The organism is Paracidovorax konjaci (assembly GCF_900112675.1).
Lineage (GTDB): Bacteria > Pseudomonadota > Gammaproteobacteria > Burkholderiales > Burkholderiaceae_C > Paracidovorax > Paracidovorax konjaci.
In genome coordinates this window covers 311474-335971 of record NZ_FOMQ01000002.1, presented here as the reverse complement: position 1 = coordinate 335971, position 24498 = coordinate 311474, and the positions used below count along the sequence as shown (strand labels likewise).

General features: G+C 71.2%; 21 protein-coding genes. 12 read left to right on the top strand and 9 right to left on the bottom strand.

All coding sequences use genetic code 11. The features are described from left to right. Positions 1-62 precede the first annotated feature (62 nt). From BM144_RS04095 to apbC, 7 genes are all read right to left on the bottom strand, one after another. The gene (locus BM144_RS04095; RefSeq protein ID WP_175525941.1) at positions 63-2588 is read right to left on the bottom strand and encodes an ABC transporter permease; all 2526 of its coding nucleotides are present in this window, start codon (positions 2586-2588) and stop codon (positions 63-65) included. A gap of 87 nt (positions 2589-2675) precedes the next feature. After that, positions 2676-3065 carry a hypothetical protein gene (locus BM144_RS04090; protein ID WP_245783521.1) on the bottom strand — a complete coding sequence of 130 codons (390 nt, stop codon included), beginning with the start codon at positions 3063-3065 and terminating at the stop codon, positions 2676-2678. A 173-nt stretch (positions 3066-3238) separates the two neighbouring features. After that, positions 3239-4027 carry a formate dehydrogenase accessory sulfurtransferase FdhD gene (gene fdhD, locus BM144_RS04085; protein ID WP_434802643.1) on the bottom strand — a complete coding sequence of 263 codons (789 nt, stop codon included), beginning with the start codon at positions 4025-4027 and terminating at the stop codon, positions 3239-3241. A 475-nt stretch (positions 4028-4502) separates the two neighbouring features. Then, on the bottom strand, positions 4503-6824 hold the full coding sequence (locus BM144_RS04080) for an FdhF/YdeP family oxidoreductase (RefSeq protein ID WP_092950121.1): 2322 nt from the start codon (positions 6822-6824) through the stop codon (positions 4503-4505). 164 nt (positions 6825-6988) lie between these two features. Next, positions 6989-8509 carry a methyl-accepting chemotaxis protein gene (locus BM144_RS04075; RefSeq protein WP_092950008.1) on the bottom strand — a complete coding sequence of 507 codons (1521 nt, stop codon included), beginning with the start codon at positions 8507-8509 and terminating at the stop codon, positions 6989-6991. 16 nt (positions 8510-8525) lie between these two features. After that, positions 8526-10166 carry an OFA family MFS transporter gene (locus BM144_RS04070; RefSeq protein ID WP_092950120.1) on the bottom strand — a complete coding sequence of 547 codons (1641 nt, stop codon included), beginning with the start codon at positions 10164-10166 and terminating at the stop codon, positions 8526-8528. 179 nt (positions 10167-10345) lie between these two features. Beyond that, positions 10346-11437, bottom strand: a complete 1092-nt coding sequence (gene apbC, locus BM144_RS04065; RefSeq protein WP_092950007.1) for an iron-sulfur cluster carrier protein ApbC — start codon at positions 11435-11437, stop codon at positions 10346-10348. A gap of 170 nt (positions 11438-11607) precedes the next feature. On the opposite strand from apbC, the gene BM144_RS04060 reads away from it, so the two are divergent. The 4 genes from BM144_RS04060 (at position 11608) to BM144_RS04045 (ending at position 15958) form a co-directional block, all read left to right on the top strand. Further along, positions 11608-12192: a restriction endonuclease gene (locus BM144_RS04060; protein WP_092950006.1), complete on the top strand. Its 585-nt coding sequence runs from the start codon at positions 11608-11610 to the stop codon at positions 12190-12192. 20 nt (positions 12193-12212) lie between these two features. Continuing rightward, complete coding sequence (locus BM144_RS04055; RefSeq protein WP_092950005.1) at positions 12213-13469, top strand: patatin-like phospholipase family protein; 1257 nt, start codon at positions 12213-12215, stop codon at positions 13467-13469. A gap of 87 nt (positions 13470-13556) precedes the next feature. Beyond that, positions 13557-15638 carry a methionine--tRNA ligase gene (gene metG, locus BM144_RS04050; protein WP_092950004.1) on the top strand — a complete coding sequence of 694 codons (2082 nt, stop codon included), beginning with the start codon at positions 13557-13559 and terminating at the stop codon, positions 15636-15638. Positions 15639-15649: 11 nt separating this feature from the next. Beyond that, positions 15650-15958, top strand: a complete 309-nt coding sequence (locus BM144_RS04045; RefSeq protein ID WP_092950003.1) for a hypothetical protein — start codon at positions 15650-15652, stop codon at positions 15956-15958. On the opposite strand, the gene BM144_RS04040 is transcribed toward BM144_RS04045, so the two are convergent. Together BM144_RS04040 and BM144_RS04035 are read right to left on the bottom strand one after the other, a co-directional pair. Further along, complete coding sequence (locus BM144_RS04040) at positions 15943-16578, bottom strand: YitT family protein (RefSeq protein ID WP_092950002.1); 636 nt, start codon at positions 16576-16578, stop codon at positions 15943-15945. The two genes, BM144_RS04045 and BM144_RS04040, sit on opposite strands and share 16 nt — an antisense overlap. A gap of 84 nt (positions 16579-16662) precedes the next feature. After that, a complete protein-coding gene (locus tag BM144_RS04035; protein WP_092950001.1) occupies positions 16663-17229 on the bottom strand; it encodes an outer membrane protein assembly factor BamE in 567 nt (188 codons plus the stop codon). A 131-nt stretch (positions 17230-17360) separates the two neighbouring features. On the opposite strand from BM144_RS04035, the gene BM144_RS04030 reads away from it, so the two are divergent. The 8 genes from BM144_RS04030 to queE all read left to right on the top strand — a co-directional run bounded on the left by BM144_RS04030 (position 17361) and on the right by queE (position 24487). Then, positions 17361-17564 (top strand): DUF3460 family protein, encoded by a 204-nt coding sequence (locus BM144_RS04030; protein WP_092950000.1) that lies wholly within the window; start codon positions 17361-17363, stop codon positions 17562-17564. Positions 17565-17635: 71 nt separating this feature from the next. Next, positions 17636-18490: a segregation and condensation protein A gene (locus BM144_RS04025; RefSeq protein WP_092949999.1), complete on the top strand. Its 855-nt coding sequence runs from the start codon at positions 17636-17638 to the stop codon at positions 18488-18490. 52 nt (positions 18491-18542) lie between these two features. Next, positions 18543-20132 carry an L-aspartate oxidase gene (nadB, locus tag BM144_RS04020; protein ID WP_092949998.1) on the top strand — a complete coding sequence of 530 codons (1590 nt, stop codon included), beginning with the start codon at positions 18543-18545 and terminating at the stop codon, positions 20130-20132. A gap of 44 nt (positions 20133-20176) precedes the next feature. Then, a complete protein-coding gene (gene panD, locus BM144_RS04015) occupies positions 20177-20557 on the top strand; it encodes an aspartate 1-decarboxylase (protein WP_092949997.1) in 381 nt (126 codons plus the stop codon). 18 nt (positions 20558-20575) lie between these two features. Beyond that, positions 20576-21928, top strand: coding sequence for an adenosylmethionine--8-amino-7-oxononanoate transaminase (gene bioA, locus BM144_RS04010; RefSeq protein WP_092950119.1), 1353 nt, complete (start codon positions 20576-20578; stop codon positions 21926-21928). Continuing rightward, positions 21925-22614 carry a dethiobiotin synthase gene (gene bioD, locus BM144_RS04005; protein ID WP_092949996.1) on the top strand — a complete coding sequence of 230 codons (690 nt, stop codon included), beginning with the start codon at positions 21925-21927 and terminating at the stop codon, positions 22612-22614. Before bioA ends, bioD begins: the two co-directional genes overlap by 4 nt. Next, entirely contained in the window at positions 22611-23852 is a 1242-nt protein-coding gene (gene bioF, locus BM144_RS04000) for an 8-amino-7-oxononanoate synthase (protein ID WP_092949995.1), read from the top strand. The genes bioD and bioF overlap by 4 nt, the downstream gene beginning before the upstream one ends. Beyond that, positions 23849-24487: a 7-carboxy-7-deazaguanine synthase gene (gene queE / locus BM144_RS03995; RefSeq protein WP_092949994.1), complete on the top strand. Its 639-nt coding sequence runs from the start codon at positions 23849-23851 to the stop codon at positions 24485-24487. The genes bioF and queE overlap by 4 nt, the downstream gene beginning before the upstream one ends. The last annotated feature ends 11 nt before the right edge of the window (positions 24488-24498 follow it).

The window sequence follows — 24498 nt, the reverse complement described above, 5'->3', positions numbered from 1 at the left end:
TCGGTTCATCGATCAGGTCGGGGCCTTCGCGCGCAGCCGGTGCGCCGGCTGCGCTCCACCCATCACTCCGCGGCGCGGCGCAGGGTTTCCACCACGGGGCGGCGCAGCACTTCGCGCAGGCCCCACCAGCCGGCGGCCAGTGCCAGCACGGCGCCCGCGAGCGCGCCGGCCAGCGGCACCCAGGGCGTGGCAGTCCACTGGAAGTCGAAGACATAGCGCGCCAGGGCCCAGCCCACCGCCACGGCCACGGTGCTGGCGAGAAAGCCGGCCAGCAGGCCGATGCCTGCCAATTCGGCGCGCTGCACCTGCCGCAGCAGGCTGGCACGGGCGCCCACGGCGCGCATGATGGCGAATTCCCGGGCCCGTTCCTCGCGGGTGGCGGTGACCGCCGCGAAGAGCACGACGAGGCCGGCCGCCAACGTGAAGCCGAAGAGGAATTCGACCGCCCGGATCACCTGCCCCAGCACGCGCTGCACCTGGGCCAGGGTGGCACCCATGTCCACGTTGGTGATGTTGGGGAAGGCGCGCACGAGGGCGTTGTCGAAGCCCGGCGCGCCGGGCGCCCGGTAGGCGGCCAGGTAGGTGACGGGCAGCTCGGGCGGCATCTGCGCCGTGGTGTACATGACGAAGAAGTTGGCACGCAGCGAGCTCCAGTCCACCTTGCGCAGGCTGGTGACGCGTGCCTCGCTCGGGATGCCGCCGATGTCGAAGCGCAGCGTGTCGCCGAGCTTCAGGCCCAGGGTTTCGGCGATGCCGTCCTCCACGCTGATCTCGCCGGCGGCGCCGTCGGTCCAGCGGCCGGCCACGAGGGTGTTGTGGTCCGGCGCCTTCGCGGCGTTGGAGAGGTTGAATTCGCGGTCGACGAGGCGGCGCGCACGGTCGTCGGTGTAATCCTGCGGGCCGACGTCGCGTCCGTTGATGGCCACGAGCCGGCCGCGGATCATGGGGAACCAGTCGTAGCGCTGCACGCCCGCGTCGCGCAGCGTGGCCTGGAAGGCATCCGCCTGATCGGGCATGACGTTGATGACGAAGCGGTTGGGCGCATCGGCCGGCGTGGCGCGCTGCCAGCTGTCGATGAGGTCGGTGCGCAGCAGCACGAGCAGCACCAGCGCCAGCAGGCCCACGGCCAGGCTGCTGACCTGCACGACCGCGTAGACCGGCCGCGCGGAGATCTGCCGCGTGGCCAGCACCAGCCAGCGCGGCGCGGTGGCCTCGTTGACGCTGGCGCGCAGCAGCTTGACGGCGGCCCAGCTCAGGAGTGCGAAGAGCGCCACAGCCCCCGCAAATCCACCCACCGCGATGAGGCCCAGCTTGCGGTCGCTGCTCACGGCCAGCAGCAGCGCGGCAAAGCCCGCGATGCCCACCCCGAGCACGGCCAGGGAGGCCGGCTTGAGGCCGCCCAGGTCGCGGCGGATCACCCGCAGCGGCGGTACGCGGGCCAGTTGCAGCACGGGCGGCAGGCCGAAGGCGAACATCAGCGTGAGGCCCATTCCGAAACCGAACGCCACCGGCCAGAGGCTGGGCGCGGGCAGCGTGGCTTCGACCAGGCCCGCGAGCAGCAGCACGAAGACGTGGTGCACCGCGTAGCCCAGCGCCACGCCCACGGCGCTGGCGAACAGGCCGACGAGCGTGAACTCCACCACGTAGCCGCCGGCGATGCCGCGCTGGCTCTGGCCGAGCACGCGCAGCAGGGCCGCGGCGTCGAGGTGGTCGTTGGCGAAGCCACGCGCGGCCAGGGCGACGGCCACGGCGGACAGCAGTGCGGCCAGCAGGGCCACGAGGCTGAGGAATTTCTGGGCGCGGTCGAGCGTCTGGCGCATCTCGGGGCGGCCGCTGTCGAGCGACTCCACGCGCACGCCATGCACGGCGGGGTCCTGCAGTGCGCGGTTGGCCCAGGCGGTGAACTCCTGGACGGCAGCGGGCGAATCGCCCGCGACGGCGAAGCGGTAGGTGAGGCGACTGGCGGGCTGCACGAGACCGGTGGCGGGCAGGTCCTGCACGTTGACCATGGCGCGCGGCGCGAAGCTCATGAAGCCGGCGCCCCGGTCGGGCTCGATGGCGATGGTGCGCGCGATGCGCAGCTGCGCGTCGCCCAGCAGCAGCGGGTCGCCGATCTTCAGGCCCAGGGCTTCGAGCAGTGCGGGGTCCACCCAGACCTCGCCGCGCGCGGGCACGTCGCGCGTGGGCCCGGCGGGGGCACCGGAGCCGTCGGCGGTCTGCAGGCTACCGCGCAGGGGGTAGCCCGCCTCGACGCTCTTGAGCGCGACCAGGCGGCTGGCGCCGCCCTGCGCATCGCTCGCGCGGCCCATGGTGGGAAAGCCCAGCGTGGTCACGCCGCGCAATCCGAGCGCCCGGGCCTTGTCGGTGAAGGCGGCAGGGGTGGGCAGGTCGCTGGCGATGACCACGTCGCCCCCCAGCAGCTGCAGCGCGTCGCGCTCCAGGCCACCCTGCAGCCGGTCGGCAAAAAAGCCCACGGAGGTGAGCGCGGCCACGGCCAGCGCCACGGCGACGACGAGGAGGCGCAGGCCGCCGGCGCGCAGATCGCGCCAGAGAGTGCGCCAGCCCAGCAGGAAGAAGGACGGCATCATGGGCGGCACCTTAGCGCAAATGGCCCGTCCCTCCACGGCCGCGGGGCAACCCGGCCGCAGGGCGTTCGCAAGTCGCGGCTCCGCGCTTCAGGCGCCCCCGATGCCGACCGTGATGCGCCCGGTGCCCGCGCATTCGGCGCACGGCGCGCCCTCGCGGCGGCCGCTTCCGCCACAGGCCGGGCACAGGTCTTCGCCCGTGCCCGGCGTGCCAGGGGCCGCTTCGTCGCCGGGCGCCAGCGGCGGGCTGGCTTCGCGGGGTTCGCTGCCGCCGCGCGGCCCGGCCGGCTGGTCGGGGGCCCCGGGCCGCGGCGCTCCGGTGTCGTCGTTGTCGAAGGCGGCGCCGGGATCCTCTTCGCCGGCAACCGAAGCCCCGAAGGACAGGGGATCGCGGCCCGGCTTTCCGCCCACGGGAGAGTCACCGGAGGATGCGGGCGCGGACGAAGCGGCGGAGGTGGGCGGGAACGGTGCGGATGCCATGGATGGAGGTCTCCTGAAGGATGCGTTGCGGGGATGGGCTGCTGCCACTCGCCGGATGCCGGCGGCTTCGGGCCGGGCCGGCCGGGCGCCGGCCACGACCGATTGCCGGCAAATGGCGTGCCCACCCTTTCTCCGGCTGCAGGCCGGCCGAGGAAACCGTGGCTACGTCGGGCTCAGCCGGCGTAGCGCACGGCGCGCGGGGGCCGGCACAGGCCCCAGAGCACCATTCCGGCCTGCCCGGCCAGGTCCACGGCCAACGAGGTTGGCGCGGACACGGTGGCCAGCAGGGGGATGTCCCTGCGCGCGCATTTGCGGACCAGCTCGTAGCTGGCCCGGCTCGACATCACGACAAAGCCTTCTTCGCCCGATCGGCCCTGCGCGGCCAGGCGGCCGATGAGCTTGTCGAGCGCGTTGTGGCGGCCCACGTCTTCGAGCAGGTCGGTGAGTTCGCCGTCCGGCGTGGCCCAGGCCGCCGCATGCAATGCGCCCGCGGCCGCGTTGAGCACCTGCAGCGGCGGCATGGCGGCCACCGCGCGCAGCACGGCAGCGGCCGGCAGCGCCGCCACCCAGGGGCGCTGTGCAACCCGCTCGGGCACCAGGTCCAGCGCCTGCAGGCTGTCGATGCCGCACAGCCCGCAGCCGGTGCGGCCGGCGAGCGCACGGCGCCGCTCCTTCAGGCGTGCGAAGCAGCGGGGCGCGATGTCCAGGTGCACTTCGCAGGCCGCGCCCACACCGGCCTCTGCGCCGTCGCGGGAGAACACTTCGATGCCGCGGCAATCGGCGGGGGTGTCGATCAGGCCTTCGCTGAGCGCGAAACCCAGGGCGAATTCATCCAGATCGGACGGGGTGGCCATCATCACCGCGTGCGAGAGGCCGTTGAAGACCAGCGCCACGGGCACTTCGGCGGCCACCGCATCGTCCTGCCAGGCAGGCACCGGCAACGGCGAGGCCCCTGCATCCAGGCTCGCACCCGGCGCAGCGCCCGCGGCCGCATGCCGCTGCACCGCGCGCGCGACCACGGGGCCGGGCAGCGCGGCAGGTTCGTTGCGGGCGGGGTCGCCGGTGCCGGACTGCGCCGGAAGGCATGCCGCAGACGGCGCAGGAACGGCAGCACCCGCGCTTGCCTGCGCGCCGGCTTCGGTATCGCCCCCGGCCTCGGTGTCGGTACCCACCCCGGTGCCGGCCTGGGCGCGGCCGGCCTCCGTCAGCCGGACCATCCACCGCTCTCCGTCCTGCACCACCTGCACCCAGCCGGGGCCCGGTGTGCCCCCCAACCGGGCATCGCTGAACCAATGGAGGCGCCGCAGCAGCACGCTGCCCGAGAGACCCAGCCGCTTGGCGAGCCGGGGCAGCGAGACGCCTTGCGGACCGTCCAGTTCGGCCAGCGCCGACAGCAGCGCGGCCGTGAGGCCATCGGTTTCGTCCGCCACGCCCGCGTCAGGCCTCGGCTGCCACCATCACGACGGCAGCGGCAGTGTCCGCACTGGGCAGGAGCACCACGGGAATCGACTTGGACGTGGGAGTGCCGGCATTCAGCGCCACGGACGACAGCGGCACCAGCGGGTTCGTCTCGGGGTAATAGGCCGCGAGGTTGCCGCGCGGAATGTCGTAGCCCACCAGCTTGAAGCGGTCGGCGCGGCGCTCCTGGCCGTCGCTCCATACGGTGCGGATGTCCACCCAGTCGCCGTCCTTCAGGCCCAGCGCCCGGATGTCCTCGGGGTGGATGAAGACCACGCGGCGCTGCCCGTACACGCCGCGGTAGCGGTCGTCGTGCCCGTAGATGGTGGTGTTGTACTGGTCGTGCGAGCGCGTGGTGAGCAGCGTGAAGACCACCGTGTCGCGCGTGCGGGCGCGCGCCTGGTGCACGGGGGTGTCCTGCGGCACGGGATGCGGCACGAAACCGGCCTTGCGCGTGGCGGTGTTCCACACGCGCTCGCTGGCCGTGTTGCGCAGGCGGAAGCCGCCGGGCACGGCCACGCGCTGGTTGAAATCCTTGAAGTCCACGAACACCTGTTCGATCTTGTCGCGGATACGCGCGTAGTCTTCGATCAGCCAGAGCCAGGGGGTGCGGGTGCGTTCGCCCAGCGTGGCCGCCGCGAGCCGCGCGACGATGGCGGGCTCGGACAGCAGGTGCTCCGAAGCCGGCGGGTTGATGCCCGCCGAGATGTGCACCATGCTCATGGAATCCTCCACCGTCACGCCCTGCGGGCCCGTGGCCTGCATGTCGATCTCGGTGCGGCCCAGGCACGGCAGGATCAGCGCCTCGCGGCCATGCACGATGTGGCTGCGGTTGAGCTTGGTGGTCACGTGCACCGTGAGATCGCAGCGCCTGAGCGCCTTCCACGTCTCGTACGTGTCCGGTGTGGCGGCCGCGAAGTTGCCGCCCAGTGCGAAGAACACGCGGCCCCTGCCGTCCAGCATGGCGCGGATCGCCTCCACGGTGTCCACGCCGGGCTCGCGCGGCGGCTCGAAACCGAAGACTTCCTGCAGCCGGTCGAGCAACGCGGCGGGAGGCTTTTCCCAGATGCCCATGGTGCGGTCGCCCTGCACGTTGCTGTGCCCGCGCACCGGGCACGGGCCCGCGCCGGGGCGGCCGATGTTGCCGCGCAGCATCAGCCAGTCGACGATCACCTGGATGGTGGCCACCGAGTGCATGTGCTGGGTGATGCCCATGCCCCAGCAGGCGATCACGCGCTTGGCCTGCCGGTAGACCTCGGCCGCAGCGCGGATCTGCTCTTGCGAGAGCCCCGATTCCTGCTCGATCAGGCTCCACGATTCGGCGCGGACATCGGCCAGCAGCGCATCGACGCCGGTGGTGTGTTCCTGGATGAATTCGTGGTCGAGCACGCCGCCCTCGCGGTCCTCGATCTCCACGAGGTGCTTCATCATCCCCTTGACCGCCGCCAGGTCGCCCCCCACCCGCAACTGGAAGTAGTGCGTGCTGATGGGCGTGGAACCCAGGGTGGCCATTTCCATCTTGCTCTGCGGATCGGCAAACCGCTCGAGCCCCCGCTCGCGCAGCGGGTTGAAGCTCACGATCTGCGCGCCGCGCTTGTGGGCCGCGCGCAGCTCGCCCAGCATGCGCGGGTGGTTGGTGCCGGGGTTCTGGCCGAAGATGAAGATGGCGTCGGCCTCCTCGAAGTCCTGCAGCGTCACCGTGCCCTTGCCCACGCCGATCTGCGGGCGCATGGCGCTGCCGCTGGGCTCGTGGCACATGTTGGAGCAATCGGGAAAGTTGTTCGTGCCGTACTCGCGCACGAAGAGCTGGTAGAGGAACGCGGCCTCGTTGCTCGCGCGGCCCGAGGTGTAGAAGATGGCCTGGTTCGGGTCGGGCAGCGCCTGGAGGTGGCGCGCGATGATCCCGAACGCATCGTCCCAGGCGATGGGTACGTAGTGGTCGGTGCTCGCGTCGTAGACCATGGGGTGCGTGAGACGCCCCTGGTCTTCCAGCCAGAAATCGCTCTGCTCGGCCAGCTCGGCCACGGTGTGGCGCGCGAACAGCTCGGGCCCGGCACGCCGCGCGGTGGCCTCCGCCGCCACGGCCTTGGCGCCGTTCTCGCAGAACTCGAAGGTGGAGGCATGGTTGCGGTCGGGCCAGGCACAGCCCGGACAGTCGAAACCGTCGGGCTGGTTGGCCGACAGCAGCGTCTTGGCGCCTTTGATCGGGATGTCCTGCTGCCTGAGCGTCTTGCCGACGGAGCGCAGCGCGCCCCAGCCGCCGGCCGGGCCGTTGTAGAACTCGATTTTCTGTTCGCTCATCGTGGTCTCCTCAGACGGAAGCATTGCCGGATCGCGGGCGGCGCCCCGGGGCAGGAAGGCTACGCCGTTGCGCCGCCCCTTGGGGTCAGGGGGTTATGCGGGGCGGGCAGGTCAAGGGTGTGCATGGCCGGATGGTCGGTCGTGGTGGTGCTTTGCCGGAGGGGTCAGCCCGCGGTCTTGAACTTCGCCGTGGCATCGGCAAGACCGGCTGCCTGCTCGCGCATGCGCAGGGCGGCAGCGGCGGCCTCCTCGACCAGGGCGGCATTCTGCTGGGTCATCTGCTCGATGCGCTCCACGCTGTGGTGGATCCCTTCGATGCCGCTGCTCTGCTGGCCGCTCGCCGTGGCGATGCCTTCGATGAGCCGTGTCACCTCGGAGATCGATCCTGAAATACCCTGCATGGACACGCGGGCCGCATCGACCAGACCGCCACCCGCGTCAGCGCGGTCGACCGAGGCCGAGATCAGCGTGCGGATTTCCCGCGCCGCGCCCGAGGACCTCTGGGCCAGCGCCCGCACCTCGGACGCCACGACCGCGAAGCCCCTGCCCTGCTCGCCCGCGCGGGCCGCCTCCACCGCCGCGTTCAGCGCGAGGATGTTGGTCTGGAAGGCGATGCTGTCGATGATGCCGATGATGTCGCGGATGCGGTGCGCGTCGTCCCGCATCTCGGTCATGGTCGCCACCACGCGATCCACCGCCTCGCTGCTCTGCGCGGACGTGCGGGACACGGTCGCCATGAGGCCGTTGACCTGCTGCGCATGCCCGGCGTTCTGCGACACGGTGGCGGTGAGCTGCTCCAGCGCCGACGCGGCCGCGTTCACTTCGCCGGCCTGCTGCTCGGTGCGGTTCGCCAGGTCGCCGTTGCCCTCCGCGATCTCCCGGGTGGCCACGCGCAGCCCTTCGGCGCCCTGGCGCACCTGCGAGACCAGCCCCGTGAGGCCGACGCCGATGCCGTTGATCGCCTGCAGCATCTGGCCCACCTCGTCGCGGCGGGAGACGTGCATCTGCGTGGTCAGGTCGCCGGCTGCGATGCGCTGCGCCGCCGCGCAGCCCTCCGCGACCGGACCGGTGATGCCGCGCTGCGCCAGCGCATACACCAGCGCCGCCACGATCAGGGGCAAGGCGACCGATACCGCGAGCCAGGCAGGCTGCAGGGGCGGCAGCAGCAGCCATGCCAGCGCGCCCACCGCGTACTGGGCCGCCACCACCGACAGCGCGAGGCGCGCTGCAGCACCCAGGGCGGGGATGCCGCTCACGTCCAGCCCCACGTACAACACGCCCACGACCTGGCCCGCGGCATCGCGCACGGGGTCGTAACGTGTCATGTTCTGCCGGCCGAAGACCGTGGCGTAGCCCGCGTAGGGGCGCCCCGCCAGCAGAGCCCGGTAGGCCGGATGGGAGCGGTCGAGCAGCGTGCCGATGGCGCGCTCGCCGTCCTGCTTGCGCACCGAGGTGGCGATGCGCACGAAGTCCTCGCCCTGGCGGGCGAACACCGTGGCCCGCACGCCGGTCTGCTCCGTGAACCGGTCGATGGGGGCGAAATCGCCGTTCAGCACCTGCCCGCCGCAGCGCAGCAGCGGAGGCTGGCCGCCGGCGGCCGCTTCGAGGCTGAAGGCACCGGCATGCTCGGCGGCGAACCGCCGGGCCGCCGCGCCGATGCGGCGGGTCAGGGAGCCGGGCAACATGGCCGCGCCCTCCCGTTCAATGGAAGAACTTGGCTGCGCTCACCAGGGTCTTGTAGATACCCCAGGCCAGCGGGATGCCCACGGCCGCCCAGGCGAATGCCACCAATGCCGGGCTGGTGGACCCGCCGCCGCCCGAGCCCGCGCCGACCTCGGCCGCAGCGGCCTTCTCGTGGGCCAGCTTCTTCTCGTGCGCCAGTTCCTCGTCGCTCATGAACCATTTGTCCGCCAACGGGCGCACGAGCAGGTTGGCGATGAGCCCGATGACCAGCATGCCCACGAGGATGTACATGGTCTGGTTGTAGACCTGCTCGCGCGGAATGCCCAGGCCCAGTTGGTATTCGCGCATGTAGTTCACCACCACCGGCCCCAGGATGCCCGCCGTGGCCCAGGCCGTGAGCAGGCGGCCGTGGATGGCGCCCACGAACTGCGTGCCGAACAGGTCGGCCAGGTAAGCCGGAACCGTGGCGAAGCCGCCGCCGTACATCGAGAGGATGATGCAGAAGGCCCCCACGAACAGCAGCTTGCTGCCGGCGCTGGCCGAGCTGGGGATGCTGGCGTAGAGCAGGCCGCCCAGGACGAAGAACACCACATAGGTCATCTTGCGGCCGAGCTTGTCGGAGAGGCTGGCCCAGAAGAAGCGGCCGCCGATGTTGAAGAGCGACAGCAGTGCCGTGAAGCCGCCGGCCACCACGGCGATCGCGGCGAGCTGCTCGCGATTGAGGTCGCCGAACCTGGCGGGCACGTTGATGAGCGCACCCCCGAAGACCTCCTGCAGCATGGGCGACGCCATGCCGATCACGCCGATGCCGGCGCTCACGTTCATGCAGAGCACGACCCAGACGAGCCAGAACTGCGGAATGCCCCAGACGCGCTTCACGTGCACATGGCGCTGCGTGATCATCGCGTTGGCGCTGGGGGGCGGAGGCGTCCAGCCCTCGGGCTTCCAGCCGGTGGGCGGCACGCGGTAGCCCAGCGCACCGGCCATCATGAAGACGAAGTAGATCAGCGCCATCACCACGAATGTCTGCATCACGCCGACGTCGGTCGGGGTGGCAAAGGTCTTCATGAGGTCCACCGCGAGGGGCGAGCCGATCATCGCGCCGCCGCCGAAGCCCATGATGGCCATGCCCGTCGCCATGCCCCGGCGGTCCGGGAACCATTTGATCAGCGTGGACACCGGCGAGATGTAGCCGAGGCCGAGCCCGATGCCGCCGATGACGCCCGAGCCCAGAATCATGAGCCAGAACTGGTGCAGGTAGATGCCCAGGGCCGACAGCAGCATGCCGCCGCACCAGCACACCGCCGAGACCACGCCGGCCTTGCGCGGGCCCGAACGCTCCAGCCAGCCGCCCCAGATGGCCGCGGAGCAGCCCAGGAAGACGAAGAAGAGCGTGTACATCCAGCCCAGGGTGGCCACGCGCCAGTCGCAGCCGCTGGCGAACAGTTCCGCGAAGAAGCTCATGTCCTTGGGACAGGCCTGTCCCGTGCCGGCCTTGGACAGCGCCTGCGACAGCGGTAGCCAGAAGACGGAAAAGCCGTAGGCCATCCCGATGCACAGGTGAATGGCCAAAGCCGCCGGGGGCACGAGCCACCGGTTGAAGCCTGGCCCCGCGATGATCCGCTCTTTGTCCAGAAACCCTGGTTGTGTTCCCGCCATGCCCACTCCTCGCTATATTGGTTACTGTCTTCTGCCGCATGCCCATCCCGCCAAATGGAATGGATGGCGCAGTGTCAGCGCAGCAGTTGATACACGTCAATACATGTGACCGAGCAATGTGATTGGTTTTTCCAACACAAGCGGGCGGGGCGGGGCGCACACGCCCCTTCGGGGTGGCGTCAGGTGTCCTTGGTCACCGAGATGGTGGGGAATTTGGAGGAGAAGTCCCGGGCCTGCTGTGCCACCCTGACCGCCACCTCCCGTGCCACCTGGCGGTAGATGTCGGCCACCTCGCTGCCGGGATCGGCCACCACCGTGGGGGTGCCGCTGTCGGCCTGCAGGCGGATCTGCAGGTCCAGCGGCAGCGCGCCCAGGTATTCCATGCCGTATTCGGCCGCCATGCGGCGCCCGCCGCCCTCGCCGAAGATGTGCTCCACGTGGCCGCACTGGCTGCACACGTGGGCCGCCATGTTCTCGACGATGCCCAGGATGGGCACGCCCACCTTCTCGAACATCTTGATGCCCTTGCGTGCATCGAGCAGTGCGATGTCCTGCGGCGTGGTCACAATGACCGCGCCGGTGATCGGAACGCGCTGGGACAGCGTGAGCTGGATGTCGCCCGTGCCCGGGGGCATGTCCACGATCAGGTAGTCCAGATCCTGCCAGTTCGTCTGGCGCAGCAGCTGCTCCAGCGCCTGCGTGGCCATGGGGCCGCGCCAGATCATGGCCTGGTCGGGATCGACGAGAAAGCCGATCGACATCACCTGCACGCCGTGGTTGCGCAGCGGCTCCATGGTCTTGCCGTCGGTGCTTTCGGGCCGGCCTTCAATGCCCAGCATCATCGGCTGGCTGGGGCCGTAGATGTCGGCATCCAGCACGCCGACGCGCGCGCCCTCGGCCGCGAGCGCCAGCGCCAGGTTGGCGGCCGTGGTGCTCTTGCCCACACCGCCCTTGCCCGAAGCGACGGCGATGATGTTCTTCACTTGCGGCAAAAGTTGCACGCCGCGCTGCACCGCATGCGCGGTGACCTGGGTGGTGACCTGGACCGAGACACTCTCCACCCCGGGCACCGTGCGTGCGGCGGCCTCCAGGTCGCGGGCCAGCGCGGCTTCCAGGCTGCGGGCCGGGTAGCCCAGTTCCACGCCGAACGCCACGTTGCCGCCATCGATGCGCATGCCGCGCACCGCGCGCAGGGAAACGAAATCCTTGCCCGAGTGCGGATCGCGTACGCTCGCGAGCGCCGCGAGGAGCGCCTGTTCAGTCACTGCCATATCGGTAAATCTCCTTGGGGGCAGGTAGTCTATTCCCTGATCCGCGCCCCCGCCGCCCGCAGGACAATGCCGCGGCCGAGCCGCGCGAAAGCGCTCCGCGGCATCGGCCCGCCGTACTGCACACCCCTGTTCCCCTACCGCCCGAAGGACCGTTCCCCGTGAAATTGAAGATGGCCCCCAATTCGCTTTTCGCCGTGCTGCTGCGCTCTCCCTGGTGGGTGAGCTTTCTTGCGGCGGGAGCGATCGCGCTGGCTTGCGGTGCACTGCTGCCCTCGCACGTGGCGCCCTATGCCGCCGTGGGCGTGCTGCCGATCTTCGGCGTGGGCTGCGTGGCCGCGTGGCGGCAGTTGCGGGCCCCCAGTGCCACGCGCATGCAGGCCGCGCTGGACGAAGCCGGAGCCCTGCCCTGGCGGGCGTTGGCCGACCGGCTCGAAAGCGCCTGGCGGGCCGAGGGCCATACCGTGCACCGCCTGCCGGCCGGGCCGGCGGACTTCCGCATCGAGCGCGAAGGACGCTCCGCGCTGGTCAGCGCCCGCCGGTGGAAGGCCGGCGCCCATGGCGTGGAGCCGCTGCGCGACCTGCAGGCCGCGATGCGCGCGCAGGACGTGGCCTCCGGCGTGTACATCGCGCCGCAAGGGGCCGTGAGCGACGCGGCCCGCGATTTCGCGCGCGACCATGCCCTGGCCATCATGGACGGCCCGGCCCTGGCCACCTTGCTGCTCAAGGCGCCCGCCGCACCGGCTGCCCGCCGCTGAGCCTGCCGGATCCGCCGCCCATGGCCGCCCCGCTTGCGCACCGCTCCCGGCACGCAGCGCAGTCACGCCCGGCCGGGCTCGTGCTCACGGGCGGCGGCGCCCGCGCCGCCTACCAGGTCGGCGTGCTGGAGGCCATCTCCGACCTGCGCAAATCCTGCGGAGCCGGGCGCGATCCCAACCCCTTCCCGATCATCACCGGCACCTCGGCCGGCGCCATCAATGCGGCGGCCCTGGCCTGCGGCGCCGACCACTTCGACCGGGCCGTGCGCCGCATCGCTCACGTGTGGCGCGACTTCCACGCACCGCAGGTCTACCGCGCCGATTCGCTGAGCGTGATGCGCAGCGGTGCGCGCTGGCTGACCCTGCTCTCGCTGGGCTGGGCGGTGGCGCGCTGGCGGCGCATGCGCCCGCGGTCGCTGCTCGACAATGCGCCGCTGTCCGAACTGCTGGCGCGGCTGGTGCCGCTCTCGCGCCTGCCGCGCCTGATCCGCGACGGCCACCTCCAGGCGCTGGCCGTGACGGCCTCCAGCTACAGCTCGGGCGAGCACATCACCTTCTTCGAGGCGGCCGAGTCCCTGCAGCCCTGGGCGCGGCAGCAGCGCCGGGCGTCGCGCGGGCGCATCACGCACCCGCACCTGCTGGCCTCGTCCGCCATTCCCTTCGTGTTCCCGGCCACTGCGCTGGAGCTGGGCGGGCGCACCGAATTCTTCGGCGACGGCTCCATGCGCCAGTCCGCGCCGATCGCACCGGCGATCCACCTCGGGGCCGAGCGGGTGCTGGTGATCGGCGCGGGCCGCATGCACGAGCCCGCCGGCGACACCGCGGCCGAGCCTGCGCCCGCCTACCCCTCCCTGGCCCAGGTGGCCGGGCACGCGCTCTCCAACATCTTCCTGGATGCCCTGGCCGTGGACGTGGAACGCGCCCAGCGCATCAACCAGACGCTGGCCCTGATCCCGCCCGAAGCCCGCGCGAACAGTCCGCTGCGCCCGCTGGAACTGCTGGTGATCGCGCCCTCCCAGCGCCTCGATGCCCTCGCCGCACGGCACGTGGGCGACCTGCCCGCGCCGGTGCGCACGCTGCTGGGCGCGCTGGGCGTCACCACCAACGCCCGGGACGTGCGGGGCGCGGCCCTGGCGAGCTATCTGCTCTTCGAGCCCGCCTACACGCGCGAGCTGATGGCACTGGGCCGTGCCGATGCGCTCGCGCGCCGCGGGGAGATCTGCCGCTTCTTCGGCTGGCGCGACGCGGGGCACGCGCTGCGCGCGCCCACGCAGTAACGCGGCGCCGCCCGCCTCGCCCTAAAATCGCCGGCTCCGCCCGCGCACCGCGCGCGGGCGCACCGCCGCACCGAAAGACGCACCCCGATGTCCGCACGCAAGATCTTCGTCACCACCGCCCTGCCCTACGCCAACGGCAACTTCCACATCGGCCACATCATGGAATACATCCAGGCCGACATCTGGGTGCGGTTCCAGCGCATGCAGGGCGCCGCGGTGAACTTCGTCGGCGCGGACGACACGCACGGCGCGCCGATCATGATCGCGGCCGAAAAGGCGGGCAAGACGCCGCAGCAGTTCGTGGCCGACATCGCGGCCGGCCGCAAGCCCTACCTCGAGGGCTTCCACATCCGCTTCGACAACTGGCACAGCACCGACGCCCCCGAGAACCACGCGCTCGCCCGCGAAATCTATCGCGACCTGAAGGCCGCGGGCCTCATCGAGACGCGCACCATCGAGCAGTTCTTCGACCCCGAGAAGAACATGTTCCTGCCCGACCGCTTCATCAAGGGCGAATGCCCGCGCTGCCATGCCAAGGACCAGTACGGCGACAACTGCGAGAACTGCGGCGCCGTGTACGCGCCCACCGACCTCGTCGAGCCGTATTCCGCGCTCTCGGGCGCCAAGCCGGTGCTGAAGAGTTCCGACCATTTCTTCTTCCGGCTTTCCGACCCGCGCTGCGTGGAGTTCCTGCAGGAGTGGACGCAGGACGGCCGCCTGCAGCCCGAGGTGGCCAACAAGGTCAAGGAATGGTTCTCGGTGCGCACCAACCCCGACGGCACCACCAGCGAGGGCCTGGGCGACTGGGACATCAGCCGCGACGCGCCGTATTTCGGCATCGAGATCCCCGACGCGCCGGGCAAGTATTTCTACGTGTGGCTCGACGCGCCCGTGGGCTACCTCGCCTCGCTCAAGAACCTGCTCGAGAAGCGCGGCGAGAGCTACGACGCCTACATCGCCGACCCGCAGCTGGAGCAGTTCCACTTCATCGGCAAGGACATCGTGACCTTCCACACGCTGTTCTGGCCCGCGATGCTGAAGTTCAGCGGCCGCAAGACGCCGGACGCGGTCTTCGTGCACGGCTTTCTCACCGTGAACAACGGCGAGAAGATGAGCAAGAGCCGCGGCACCGGCCTCGACCCGCTCAAGTACCTGGGCCTGGGCATGAACGCCGAATGGCTGCGCTACTACCTCGCGGCCAAGCTCAACGGACGCAACGAGGACATCGACTTCAACGCCGAAGATTTCATGGCGCGGGTCAACAGCGACCTGATCGGCAAGTTCGTGAACATCGCGAGCCGCGCGGCGGGCTTCCTGACCAAGCGCTTCGGCGGACGCCTGGGCACGGCGGACGCCGAGGGCGCCGCGCTGCTGGAAGTGCTGCGCGCGCAGGCCGGCGCCATCGCCGAGGCCTACGACAAGCGCGATACGGCCCGTGCCGTGCGCGAAACCATGCTGCTGGCGGACCGCGTGAACGAGTACGTGGACGCACGCAAGCCCTGGGAACTCGCCAAGCAGGAAGGCCAGGAGGCGGCACTGCAGGCCGCCTGCACCACCTGCATCGAGGCCTTCCGCTGGCTCACGCTCTACCTCAAGCCCGTGCTGCCGGCGCTCGCCGCGCAGGTGGAGGCGTTCCTGAACATCGCGCCGCTCAGCTTCTCGGATGCGCCGGCGCTGCTCGGCGAGGGCCATGCCATCGGTGCCTACCAGCATCTCATGCAGCGCGTGGACGCCAAGCAGCTTGAAGCATTGTTCGAGCCCCATGCCGCCGCAGAACCTGAAAAGATTGCTACAGAAACCATAGCACCGGGCGGCGAGGAAATCGCGCCCACCATCACCATCGACGATTTCGCGAAGATCGACCTGCGCATCGCGCTCATCGTCCAGTGCGAGGCCGTGGAAGGATCGACCAAGCTGCTGCGCCTCACGCTCGACGTGGGCGAGGGCCGCACGCGCAACGTGTTCTCCGGCATCGCGAGCGCCTACCGGCCCGAGGACCTGGTGGGCAAGCTCACCGTGATGGTGGCCAACCTCGCGCCGCGCAAGATGAAGTTCGGCGTCTCCGAGGGCATGGTGCTGGCCGCGAGCCACAACGACGAGAAGGCGCACCCCGGCATCCACGTGCTGAACCCCTGGCCGGGCGCCACGCCCGGCATGCGCGTGCGCTGAAGGCTGCGGCCATGCCAAAAAAAGCCTTCCATCGGCGCACCCTGCCGGCCGCCGCCGCCCTGGCGGTGGTCCTGCACTGGCTCGCGGGCTGCACCGTGGTGACGGTGGCCAGCACGGCCGTGGGCGTCACCGCGAGTGCCGTCGGTCTGGCGGCGGACGCGGCCATTGGCACGGTCAAGATCGTGGGCAAGGGAGTGGGCATGGCGGCCGATGCGGTGACCGGCGGCAGCGGCGACACCAGCGGCATCCAGATCCGCGAATCCATCCGGCCCGCCGCCGCACCGGCCGGCACGCCCGCGGCGCCCTACTCCCCGACGTAGCGCCCCGGACGGTGGCTGACCCAGAGAAACAGGCTCATCACCACCGCCGCCAGCACCGAATAGGCCACCCGCTCCGGCGGCACTACGAAGAGCGCCAGCCCCAGCACCGTGCAGTCGATCGCCATCTGCACCTTGCCCGCGCGGATGCCGTGCCGGTTCTGCAGGTACAGCGCCACGATGGTCGCCCCGCCCAGGCTGGACTTGTGGCGCGCCAGGAACAGGCAGCCCGTGCCGAGCAGCAGCCCGCCCAGGACGGCGGCGAACAGCGGGTCCAGGTAATCCACGTGCATCACGTGCGGAAACATCTCCGTGAGTCCGGAGAGCATGGCCACGCTCAGGAAGGTCTTGATGGTGAATTCGCGGCCCATGCGCGTCCACGCGAACCAGTAGAACGGCAGGTTGACCGCGAAGAACAATTTGCCGAAAGAGACGTCCGTCAGGTAGTGCAGCAGGAATGCGATACCGGCCGTGCTGCCGATGAGCAGCCCCGCCTGCCCGAACAGCATCAGCGCCATGGCCACGAAGAGCGTGCCGGCGACCAGCGCCTGAACGTCCTCGTAGCGGCCGTGCCGCAGCGAGGGGACGGGAACGGGAATGGGATCGGGCGGTGCGTCGGACATGGCGGGGGGTGGGGTGGCAGGGCTGGCCGCGGGCATGCAAGCCGCGGGCCAGGCCGGGAGGGCCCGATTATTTCCCGTCGCGCATCATTTCCCGTCGCGCATCTCGAAGGCGCTGCCGCTGCGCAGCACCCGGCCCCGCAGGTCGAAGGTGGTGCTGAACACCATGGGCTGCGTGCCGCCGTCGTTCCAGCGCCAGTCCCAGACGGTTTCGCCCTGGCGCTCGAAGGTGGTCATCCTGGCCGGCTTGCCGAGGCGCCGCCGTACATCCTCCATGAGCATGCCGGGCACGATCTTCTCGAACACGTGGGACGCGAGCACCTGCCGCAGCGCGGTCATGCGGCCATCGGTGCCGATCGTGATCATGTAGTTCTGGTGCCCCTCGGGCTGGCGGTTGTATTCGAGCGTGCGCGCGCCGTCGGGCTCGTCCCACACGCGCTCGGGCTCGCCGAAGCGCGCGCGCACGTCCGCTTCGGTGGAGACGCCTTCCTCCAGTTCCCGGATGCGCTGCGGATCGCACGCATTCAGCAGCCACAGCGCCGCGACGGTGCCCACCGCCGTGGCGAGCAGGCGCCGCCGGTCGGGCGCGGAAGGGCCGTTGCGGGAGGCATCCGGCAAGGAGACGGGCAGGACGGAGAGCGTGCGAGAGGTCATCGGGGAAACGGGAAAAGCGCACTCGGCGCAGGGTGGGAGAAAGGGCCAGGCCGCGCGTCGCGCGGGAGCCGCAATGTAGCGCGACCGGGCGCCGGTAAAATCTCAGACTGTTTCCGAGCCCAACCACGACCATGTCCTTCTTCCGCCGCCCCGACTACCAATCCGACGCCACCCAGTTCATCGAGAAGCTCAAGTCCCAGAAGCCCGAGCTCGACGCCCAGCAGGTGGCCGGCCGCGCCCTCCTGTGGGACAAGCAGGTCGACCGCGACATCTGGCAGGAATACGACGACAGCCGCGTGGCGCAAAAGCCCTACGTGTACCAGACCCAGGGCTGACGCCTGGGCACCGAAATAGCGGTATGCCGGCGTCACATCTGCATACCTTGCTACCAAAATAACAGCATCGCATGAGCACCGAGGCCGTGGACGCGCCCCCGACCGCCGGTGATTCCCCAGCGGATGCCGCGCCTGCCGGGCCGGTGTCCGATGCCGTGGCCCGGCTCTACGGCGAGCCGCTTTTCGCGCTGCCGCAGGACCTCTACATCCCGCCCGATGCGCTGGAAGTGTTCCTCGAAGCCTTCGAAGGCCCGCTGGACCTGCTGCTCTACCTGATCCGCAAGCAGAACTTCAACATCCTCGACATTCCAATGCTCGACGTGACGCGGCAGTACCTGCGCTACGTGGACGAGATCCGCAGCCGCAACCTGGAGCTGGCGGCCGAGTACCTGCTCATGGCGGCCATGCTCATCGAGATCAAGTCGCGCATGCTGCTGCCGCCCAAGAAGCAGGAAGGCGCCCAGGAGGCCGAAGACCCGCGTGCCGAACTGGTGCGCCGCCTGCTCGAATACGAGCAGATCAAGCTCGCCGCCGCGGGCCTGGGGCGCGCGCCCCAGTACGGCCGGGACTTCCTGCGGGCGCAGGTCCACATCGAGCAGAGCCTGGTGCAGCGCTTTCCCGACGTGCACGTGGCCGAGCTGCAGGAGGCCTGGCGCGACATCATGAAGCGCGCGAAGCTCGTGCAGCACCACCGCATCACGCGCGAGGAACTGAGCGTGCGCGAGTACATGAGCGCCGTGCTCAAGACCCTGCAGGGCCGCCGGTTCGTGGAGTTCGAAGAACTGTTCGACCCCTCCAAGGGCTCCACGGTGCTCGTGGTGACCTTCATCGCGCTGCTGGAACTGGGCAAGGAAACCCTGATCGAGATCACACAGGCCGAGGCCTTCGCCCCCATCTACGTGCGGCTGGCCTACACCCCCGTGTAGGGCCGCTCCGCCGCCCGGGCGCGGCATTTCCCAGACCCCCGAACCGAAACGCATGGCCTCCTTCGATTTCGACATCCTCATCATCGGCAGCGGCCTCGCGGGCCTCTCGGCCGCCCTGCACCTGGCGCCCACGCACCGCGTGGCGGTGCTCACCAAGCGCGGCCTCGCCGACGGCGCGAGCGGCTGGGCGCAGGGCGGGATCGCCGCGGTGCTGGCCGAGGGCGACACGTTCGATGCCCATGTGCAGGACACCCTCGTGGCCGGCGCCGGCCTGTGCGACCTGGCCGCCACGCGCGCCGTCGTCGAAGGCGCGCCGCAGGCGATCCGCTGGCTGCAGACGCTGGGCGTGCCGTTCTCCGAAGAAGAGGCCGGCCGCCTGCACCTCACGCGCGAAGGCGGGCACGGGGCGCGGCGCATCGTGCACGCCACCGACGCCACGGGCGCGGCCGTGCAGCGCACGCTGCTGGAGCGCGTGCGGGCCACCCCCGGCATCACGCTGCTGGAGCAGCACACCCTGGTGGACCTGATCACCGCCCGCAAGCTGGGCCTGCCCGGCCCGCAACGCTGCCTGGGCCTCTACGCCTTCGACGAGGCGACCGACACGGTGCACACCTTCCGCGCACCGCATACCGTGCTGGCCACGGGCGGCGCGGGCAAGGTGTATCTCTACACCAGCAACCCCGACACCGCCACGGGCGACGGCATCGCCGCCGCCTGGCGCGCAGGCTGCCGCGCGCAGAACATGGAATTCATCCAGTTCCATCCCACCTGCCTCTACCACCCGCAGGCCAAGTCCTTCCTCATCAGCGAGGCCGTGCGCGGCGAGGGGGGGCGCCTGCTGCGGCCCGACGGCACGCGCTTCATGCCGATGCACGACGACCGCGCCGAACTCGCGCCGCGCGACGTGGTGGCCCGCGCCATCGACTTCGAGATGAAGACCCACGGGCTCGATTGCGTGCACCTGGACATCTCGCACCAGAGCCCGGAATTCCTGCAGGCGCATTTCCCGACCATCCTCGCGCGCTGCGCGGAGCTGGGCATCGACATCACGCGCCAGCCCATCCCCGTGGTGCCCGCGGCCCACTACACCTGCGGGGGCGTGCTGACCGATCTGGCCGGCCGCACCGACCTGGCCGGCCTCTACGCCATCGGCGAGACCGCCTGCACCGGCCTGCACGGCGCCAACCGCCTGGCCAGCAATTCGCTGGTCGAGTGCATGGTGTTCGCGCGGGCGGCGGCCGATGCGGTGCTCACGGCGCCCGGCACGGCGGCGCCGGCACCGGACCTGCCCGCATGGGACGACAGCCGCGTGACCGACGCCGACGAGCGCGTGGTCATCTCGCACAACTGGGACGAGCTGCGCCGCTTCATGTGGGACTACGTGGGCATCGTGCGCACCGACAAGCGGCTGGAGCGCGCCGCGCACCGCATCGCGCTGCTGCAGGCGGAGATCGCCGAGTTCTACGCCAACTTCCACGTCTGCCGCGACCTGCTGGAGCTGCGCAACCTCGTGCAGGTGGCCGAGCTGATCGTACGCTCGGCCCAGCAACGCCGCGAGAGCCGCGGACTGCACTACAGCCGCGACTGGCCCGAAATGGCCGCCCCCGCGGCGCCCACGCTGCTCGTGCCGTCCGCCCGCTGAGCCCGTCCGCGACCGATTCCCCACTTTCCCCGCCCTGCCCGCCCATGTTCCGCACCCTGCTGAAATCCAAGATCCACCGCGCCAGCGCCACGCACTGCGAGCTGCACTACGAAGGGTCCTGCGCCATCGACGAAGACCTGCTGGACGCCTCCGGCATCGCGGAGAACGAGCAGGTCCACATCTGGAACATCAACAATGGCGAGCGCTTCGTCACCTACGCCATCCGGGGCGAGCGCGGCAGCGGCATCGTCTCGGTGAACGGCTCGGCCGCGCGCCGCGCGAGCGTGGGCGACCTGCTCATCATCGCGGCCTTCGCCCAGGTGGACGAGGCCGACGTGGCCGCGCACCGGCCGCGCCTGGTGTTCGTGGACGCCGCCAACCGCCAGGTGGCGCTGCGCGAGCACGTGCCCACGCAGAAGGCCTGAGCCGCCGTGAACGCGCCGATGCCCGACCCCCTTGCCGCCCGCAGCCTTGCCAGCGTCTGGCACCCCTGCACGCAGATGAAGCGCCACGAGGCCGAGCCGCCGGTGGCCATCGCCCGCGCCGAAGGCCCCTGGCTGCACGGCACCGACGGCCGCCGATACCTGGACGGCATCAGCTCGTGGTGGGTGAATCTTTTCGGCCATGGCCACCCGCACATCCGCGCGGCGCTCACCGACCAGATCGCGCGGCTCGACCACGTCATGCTCGCGGGCTTCACGCACGCGCCGGTGGTGGAGCTGTCGGAGCGGCTCGCGGCGCTCACCGGGCTGGGGCATGCCTTCTATGGCAGCGACGGCGCGGCCGCCACGGAGATCGCGCTCAAGATGAGCGCCCATTACTGGCGCAACCAGGGCCGGCCCGAGAAATGCCGCTTCGTGGGCCTGGCCGGGGGCTACCACGGCGAAACTGTGGGAGCCCTGGCCGTGACCGACATCGGCCTCTTCCGCGAGGCGTATGCGCCGCTCGTGCGCCTGGGCGCCACCGTGCCCAGCCCCGATGCGCGCGGCACGCTGCCGGGCGAGGACGCAGCGGCCGTGGAAGGGCGCGCCGCCGCAGCGCTGGAGACCTGGCTCGCCGAACACCACGCCACCACCGCCGCGCTGATCCTGGAGCCGCTGGTGCAGTGCGCGAGCGGCATGGCGATGCACGGCCCGGGCTACCTGCGGCAGGCCCGCGCACTGTGCGACCGCTACGGGGTGCACCTGGTCGTGGACGAGATCGCCACCGGCTTCGGCCGCACCGGCACGATGTTCGCGCACCAGCAGGCGGGCATCCGCCCCGATTTCATCTGCCTCTCGAAGGGGCTCACGGGCGGCACGCTGCCGCTGTCGGCCGTGCTCACCACCGACGCGGTCTACGCCGCGTTCTACGACGACGACGTGGCGCGCGGCTTCCTGCATTCGCACTCCTACACCGGCAATCCGCTGGCCTGCCGCGCGGCGCTGGCCACGCTGGAGCTGTTCGAGCAGACCGGCGCGCTGGCACGCAACGCGCAGCGCGCGCCGCTCTTCCATGCGGCCTTCGCGCCGCTCACGGCGCACCCGCGCGTGCGCCATGCGCGCCACCTCGGCATGGTCTGGGCCTGGGACGTGGAAGGCTCGGCCCCGGACTTCGCGCGCCGCTACCACCGCCACGCCATGGCGCGCGGCCTGCTGCTGCGCCCCATCGGCCGCACGCTCTACGCCATGCCGCCCTACGTGCTGGACGATGGCGCCATCGCGCACCTGGGCCGCGAGGCCCTCGCGGCGCTGGACGCCACGCTCGCCGAGGAAACACCCGGCGCGCAAGACATCCCCGAGAGGAGCCTCCCATGATCGGCTGCTTCGTCACCGGCACGGACACCGGCGTGGGCAAGACGCTGGCGAGCGCGGGCCTGCTGCATGCGCTCGCGCGGCACCATGCGCGCGTGGTGGGCATGAAGGCCATCGCCGCGGGCGCGGAACCCATCGGCCCCGGCGGCGCGCTCGCCAACGAGGACGTGCTCGCGCTGCGGGCCGCTTCCACGCTCGAAGTGCCGCCCGCGCTGGACAACCCCGTGCTGCTGCCCGACCCGCTCTCGCCCCACATCGCCGCGCGGCGCGCCGGCACGGCCATCGACACCGGCGCCATCGTGCGCGCCTACCGCGCGCTTGCCGGCCTGGCCGATGCCGTGGTGGTCGAGGGCGCGGGCGGCTTCCACGTGCCGCTGTCGGATACGGCGACCGGCGCCGACCTGGCCCAGGCATTGGGCCTGCCGGTGGTGCTGGTCGTGGGCCTGCGGCTGGGTTGCCTCAGCCATGCGGCGCTCACGGCCGAGGCCATCCGCGCGCGCGGGCTGCCCCTGGCGGGCTGGATCGCGAGCCGCATCGACCCCGCCATGCAGGCTACGGAGGACAATATCGACTGGCTGCGCCAGCGCCTGGACGCCCCCCTGCTCGCGGACATCCCGCACCAGCGCGTGCCCGACCCGCGCGCCGCGCACTTCGCGCTGCCCGCTTCCTGGACCCTTTCTTCCGCATGACGACCACCACCGCCCCCGCACCGTCCTGGCTCGACGCGCTGCCCGCCCGCATCGCGGCGCTCGACGCCGCCCACCTGCGCCGCCGCCGCCGTGCCGTGCGCCCGCTGCAGGGTGCGCACCTGGACGTGGACGGACAGACCATGCTGGCCTTCTGCAGCAACGACTACCTGGGCCTGGCCGCCCACCCGGCCATCGCCGAGGCCGCCTGCGCGGGCGCGCGGGAATTCGGCGTGGGCTCGGGCGGCTCGCCGCTCGTGAGCGGCCACAGCACGGCCAATGCCGCGCTGGAAGCCGACCTCGCGCGCTTCGTGCAGTTGCCGCGCGCGCTCTACTTCTATGCGGGCTACGCCACCAACATCGGCATCGTTCCGGCCCTGGTGGGCGCGGGCGACGCCATCTTCTCGGACGCGCTCAACCACGCCTGCCTGATCGACGGCGCGCGCCTGTCGCGGGCCTCCATCCACCGGTATGCGCACGCCGACCTCGCGGAGCTGGAGAGCCAGCTCGCGGCCAGCCCGGCGCGCGCCAAGCTCGTGATCACCGACGCGGTGTTCAGCATGGACGGCGACGTGGCCGACATCGCCGCGCTGCATGCCCTGTGCGAGCGCTACGACGCCCTGCTGCTGCTCGACGACGCGCATGGCTTCGGCGTGCTCGGCCCGCAGGGCCGGGGCAGCCTGGCCGAAGCGGGCCTCACCGGCGCGCACGCCTCGCCCCGCGTGCTCTACATGGCCACGCTGGGCAAGGCCGCGGGCGCGGCCGGCGCCTTCGTGGCGGGCAGCGACGTGCTCGTCGAATGGCTGCTGCAGAAGACGCGCAGCTACATCTTCGCCACCGCCGCACCGGCGCTGCTGGCGCGTTCGCTGCAGGCCAGCCTGGGATTGATCGAACGCGGCGACGCGCTGCGCGCCCACCTGCAGGCCCGTATCGCGCAGTTGCGCAGCGGCCTCGCGCCGGTGCTGCGCGGCACGCGCTGGCAACTGGGCGATTCGCGCACGGCCGTGCAGGCGCTCGTCATCGGCGCCAACGGCGAGGCGCTGGCCGCGATGGAATTCCTGCGCGCCCGCGGCCTCTGGGTGCCGGCCATCCGCCCGCCCACGGTGCCCGAGGGCACGGCGCGCCTGCGCATCGCGCTCTCGGCCGCCCACACCGAGGCGGACGTGGCGCGGCTCCTGGACGCGCTGGCCGAACTCGCACAGACCCAGACCGCCGACATGGCGCAGGAGGCCGCCGCATGACCTACAGCGTCAAGGAAATCTTCTACACCCTGCAGGGCGAGGGCGGCCAGGCCGGCACGCCCGCCGTGTTCTGCCGCTTCGCGGGCTGCAACCTCTGGAGCGGCCGCGAGGAAGACCGCAGCAGCGCCGTCTGCCGCTTCTGCGACACCGATTTCGTGGGCACCGACGGCACGCTGGGCGGCAAGTACGCCACGGCCGATGCGCTGGCCGACGTGGTCGCCGCCCAGTGGCCCGCGCACGATGCCGACCACCGCCTCGTGGTCATCACGGGCGGCGAGCCGCTGCTGCAGCTCGACGCGCCCCTCATCGACGCACTGCATGCGCGGGGCCTGCGCATCGCCGTGGAGAGCAATGGCACCATCGCCGCACCGCCGGGCATCGACTGGCTCTGCATCAGCCCCAAGGCCGGCGCGCCCTGGGTGCAGCGCGAGGGGCAAGAGCTCAAGCTGGTGTGGCCCCAGCCTGGGTTCGATCTCGCCGCGCTGGAATCGCAGACGCGCTTCACCCACCGCTTCCTGCAGCCCATGGACGGGCCCGACCAGGCCGCCCACACCGCCCGCTGCATCGACGCCTGCCTGGAGCGCCCCGCCTGGCGCCTGAGCCTGCAGACCCACAAACTCACCGGCATCCGCTGAGCCGGCCCGCC

Excerpts from the sequence above, each read along its gene's own strand:
- BM144_RS04080 (WP_092950121.1), bottom strand. The coding sequence starts at position 6,824 with ATGAGCGAACAGAAAATCGAGTTCTACAACGGCCCGGCCGGCGGCTGG.
- bioF (WP_092949995.1), top strand. The coding sequence starts at position 22,611 with ATGACGACCACCACCGCCCCCGCACCGTCCTGGCTCGACGCGCTGCCC.
- BM144_RS04090 (WP_245783521.1), bottom strand. The coding sequence starts at position 3,065 with ATGGCATCCGCACCGTTCCCGCCCACCTCCGCCGCTTCGTCCGCGCCC.
- BM144_RS04095 (WP_175525941.1), bottom strand. The coding sequence starts at position 2,588 with ATGATGCCGTCCTTCTTCCTGCTGGGCTGGCGCACTCTCTGGCGCGAT.
- queE (WP_092949994.1), top strand. The coding sequence starts at position 23,849 with ATGACCTACAGCGTCAAGGAAATCTTCTACACCCTGCAGGGCGAGGGC.
- BM144_RS04075 (WP_092950008.1), bottom strand. The coding sequence starts at position 8,509 with ATGTTGCCCGGCTCCCTGACCCGCCGCATCGGCGCGGCGGCCCGGCGG.
- BM144_RS04055 (WP_092950005.1), top strand. The coding sequence starts at position 12,213 with ATGGCCGCCCCGCTTGCGCACCGCTCCCGGCACGCAGCGCAGTCACGC.
- BM144_RS04070 (WP_092950120.1), bottom strand. The coding sequence starts at position 10,166 with ATGGCGGGAACACAACCAGGGTTTCTGGACAAAGAGCGGATCATCGCG.
- apbC (WP_092950007.1), bottom strand. The coding sequence starts at position 11,437 with ATGGCAGTGACTGAACAGGCGCTCCTCGCGGCGCTCGCGAGCGTACGC.
- BM144_RS04035 (WP_092950001.1), bottom strand. The coding sequence starts at position 17,229 with ATGACCTCTCGCACGCTCTCCGTCCTGCCCGTCTCCTTGCCGGATGCC.
- BM144_RS04025 (WP_092949999.1), top strand. The coding sequence starts at position 17,636 with ATGAGCACCGAGGCCGTGGACGCGCCCCCGACCGCCGGTGATTCCCCA.
- bioA (WP_092950119.1), top strand. The coding sequence starts at position 20,576 with ATGCCCGACCCCCTTGCCGCCCGCAGCCTTGCCAGCGTCTGGCACCCC.
- nadB (WP_092949998.1), top strand. The coding sequence starts at position 18,543 with ATGGCCTCCTTCGATTTCGACATCCTCATCATCGGCAGCGGCCTCGCG.
- BM144_RS04030 (WP_092950000.1), top strand. The coding sequence starts at position 17,361 with ATGTCCTTCTTCCGCCGCCCCGACTACCAATCCGACGCCACCCAGTTC.
- panD (WP_092949997.1), top strand. The coding sequence starts at position 20,177 with ATGTTCCGCACCCTGCTGAAATCCAAGATCCACCGCGCCAGCGCCACG.
- BM144_RS04060 (WP_092950006.1), top strand. The coding sequence starts at position 11,608 with ATGGCCCCCAATTCGCTTTTCGCCGTGCTGCTGCGCTCTCCCTGGTGG.
- bioD (WP_092949996.1), top strand. The coding sequence starts at position 21,925 with ATGATCGGCTGCTTCGTCACCGGCACGGACACCGGCGTGGGCAAGACG.
- BM144_RS04040 (WP_092950002.1), bottom strand. The coding sequence starts at position 16,578 with ATGTCCGACGCACCGCCCGATCCCATTCCCGTTCCCGTCCCCTCGCTG.
- BM144_RS04045 (WP_092950003.1), top strand. The coding sequence starts at position 15,650 with ATGCCAAAAAAAGCCTTCCATCGGCGCACCCTGCCGGCCGCCGCCGCC.
- metG (WP_092950004.1), top strand. The coding sequence starts at position 13,557 with ATGTCCGCACGCAAGATCTTCGTCACCACCGCCCTGCCCTACGCCAAC.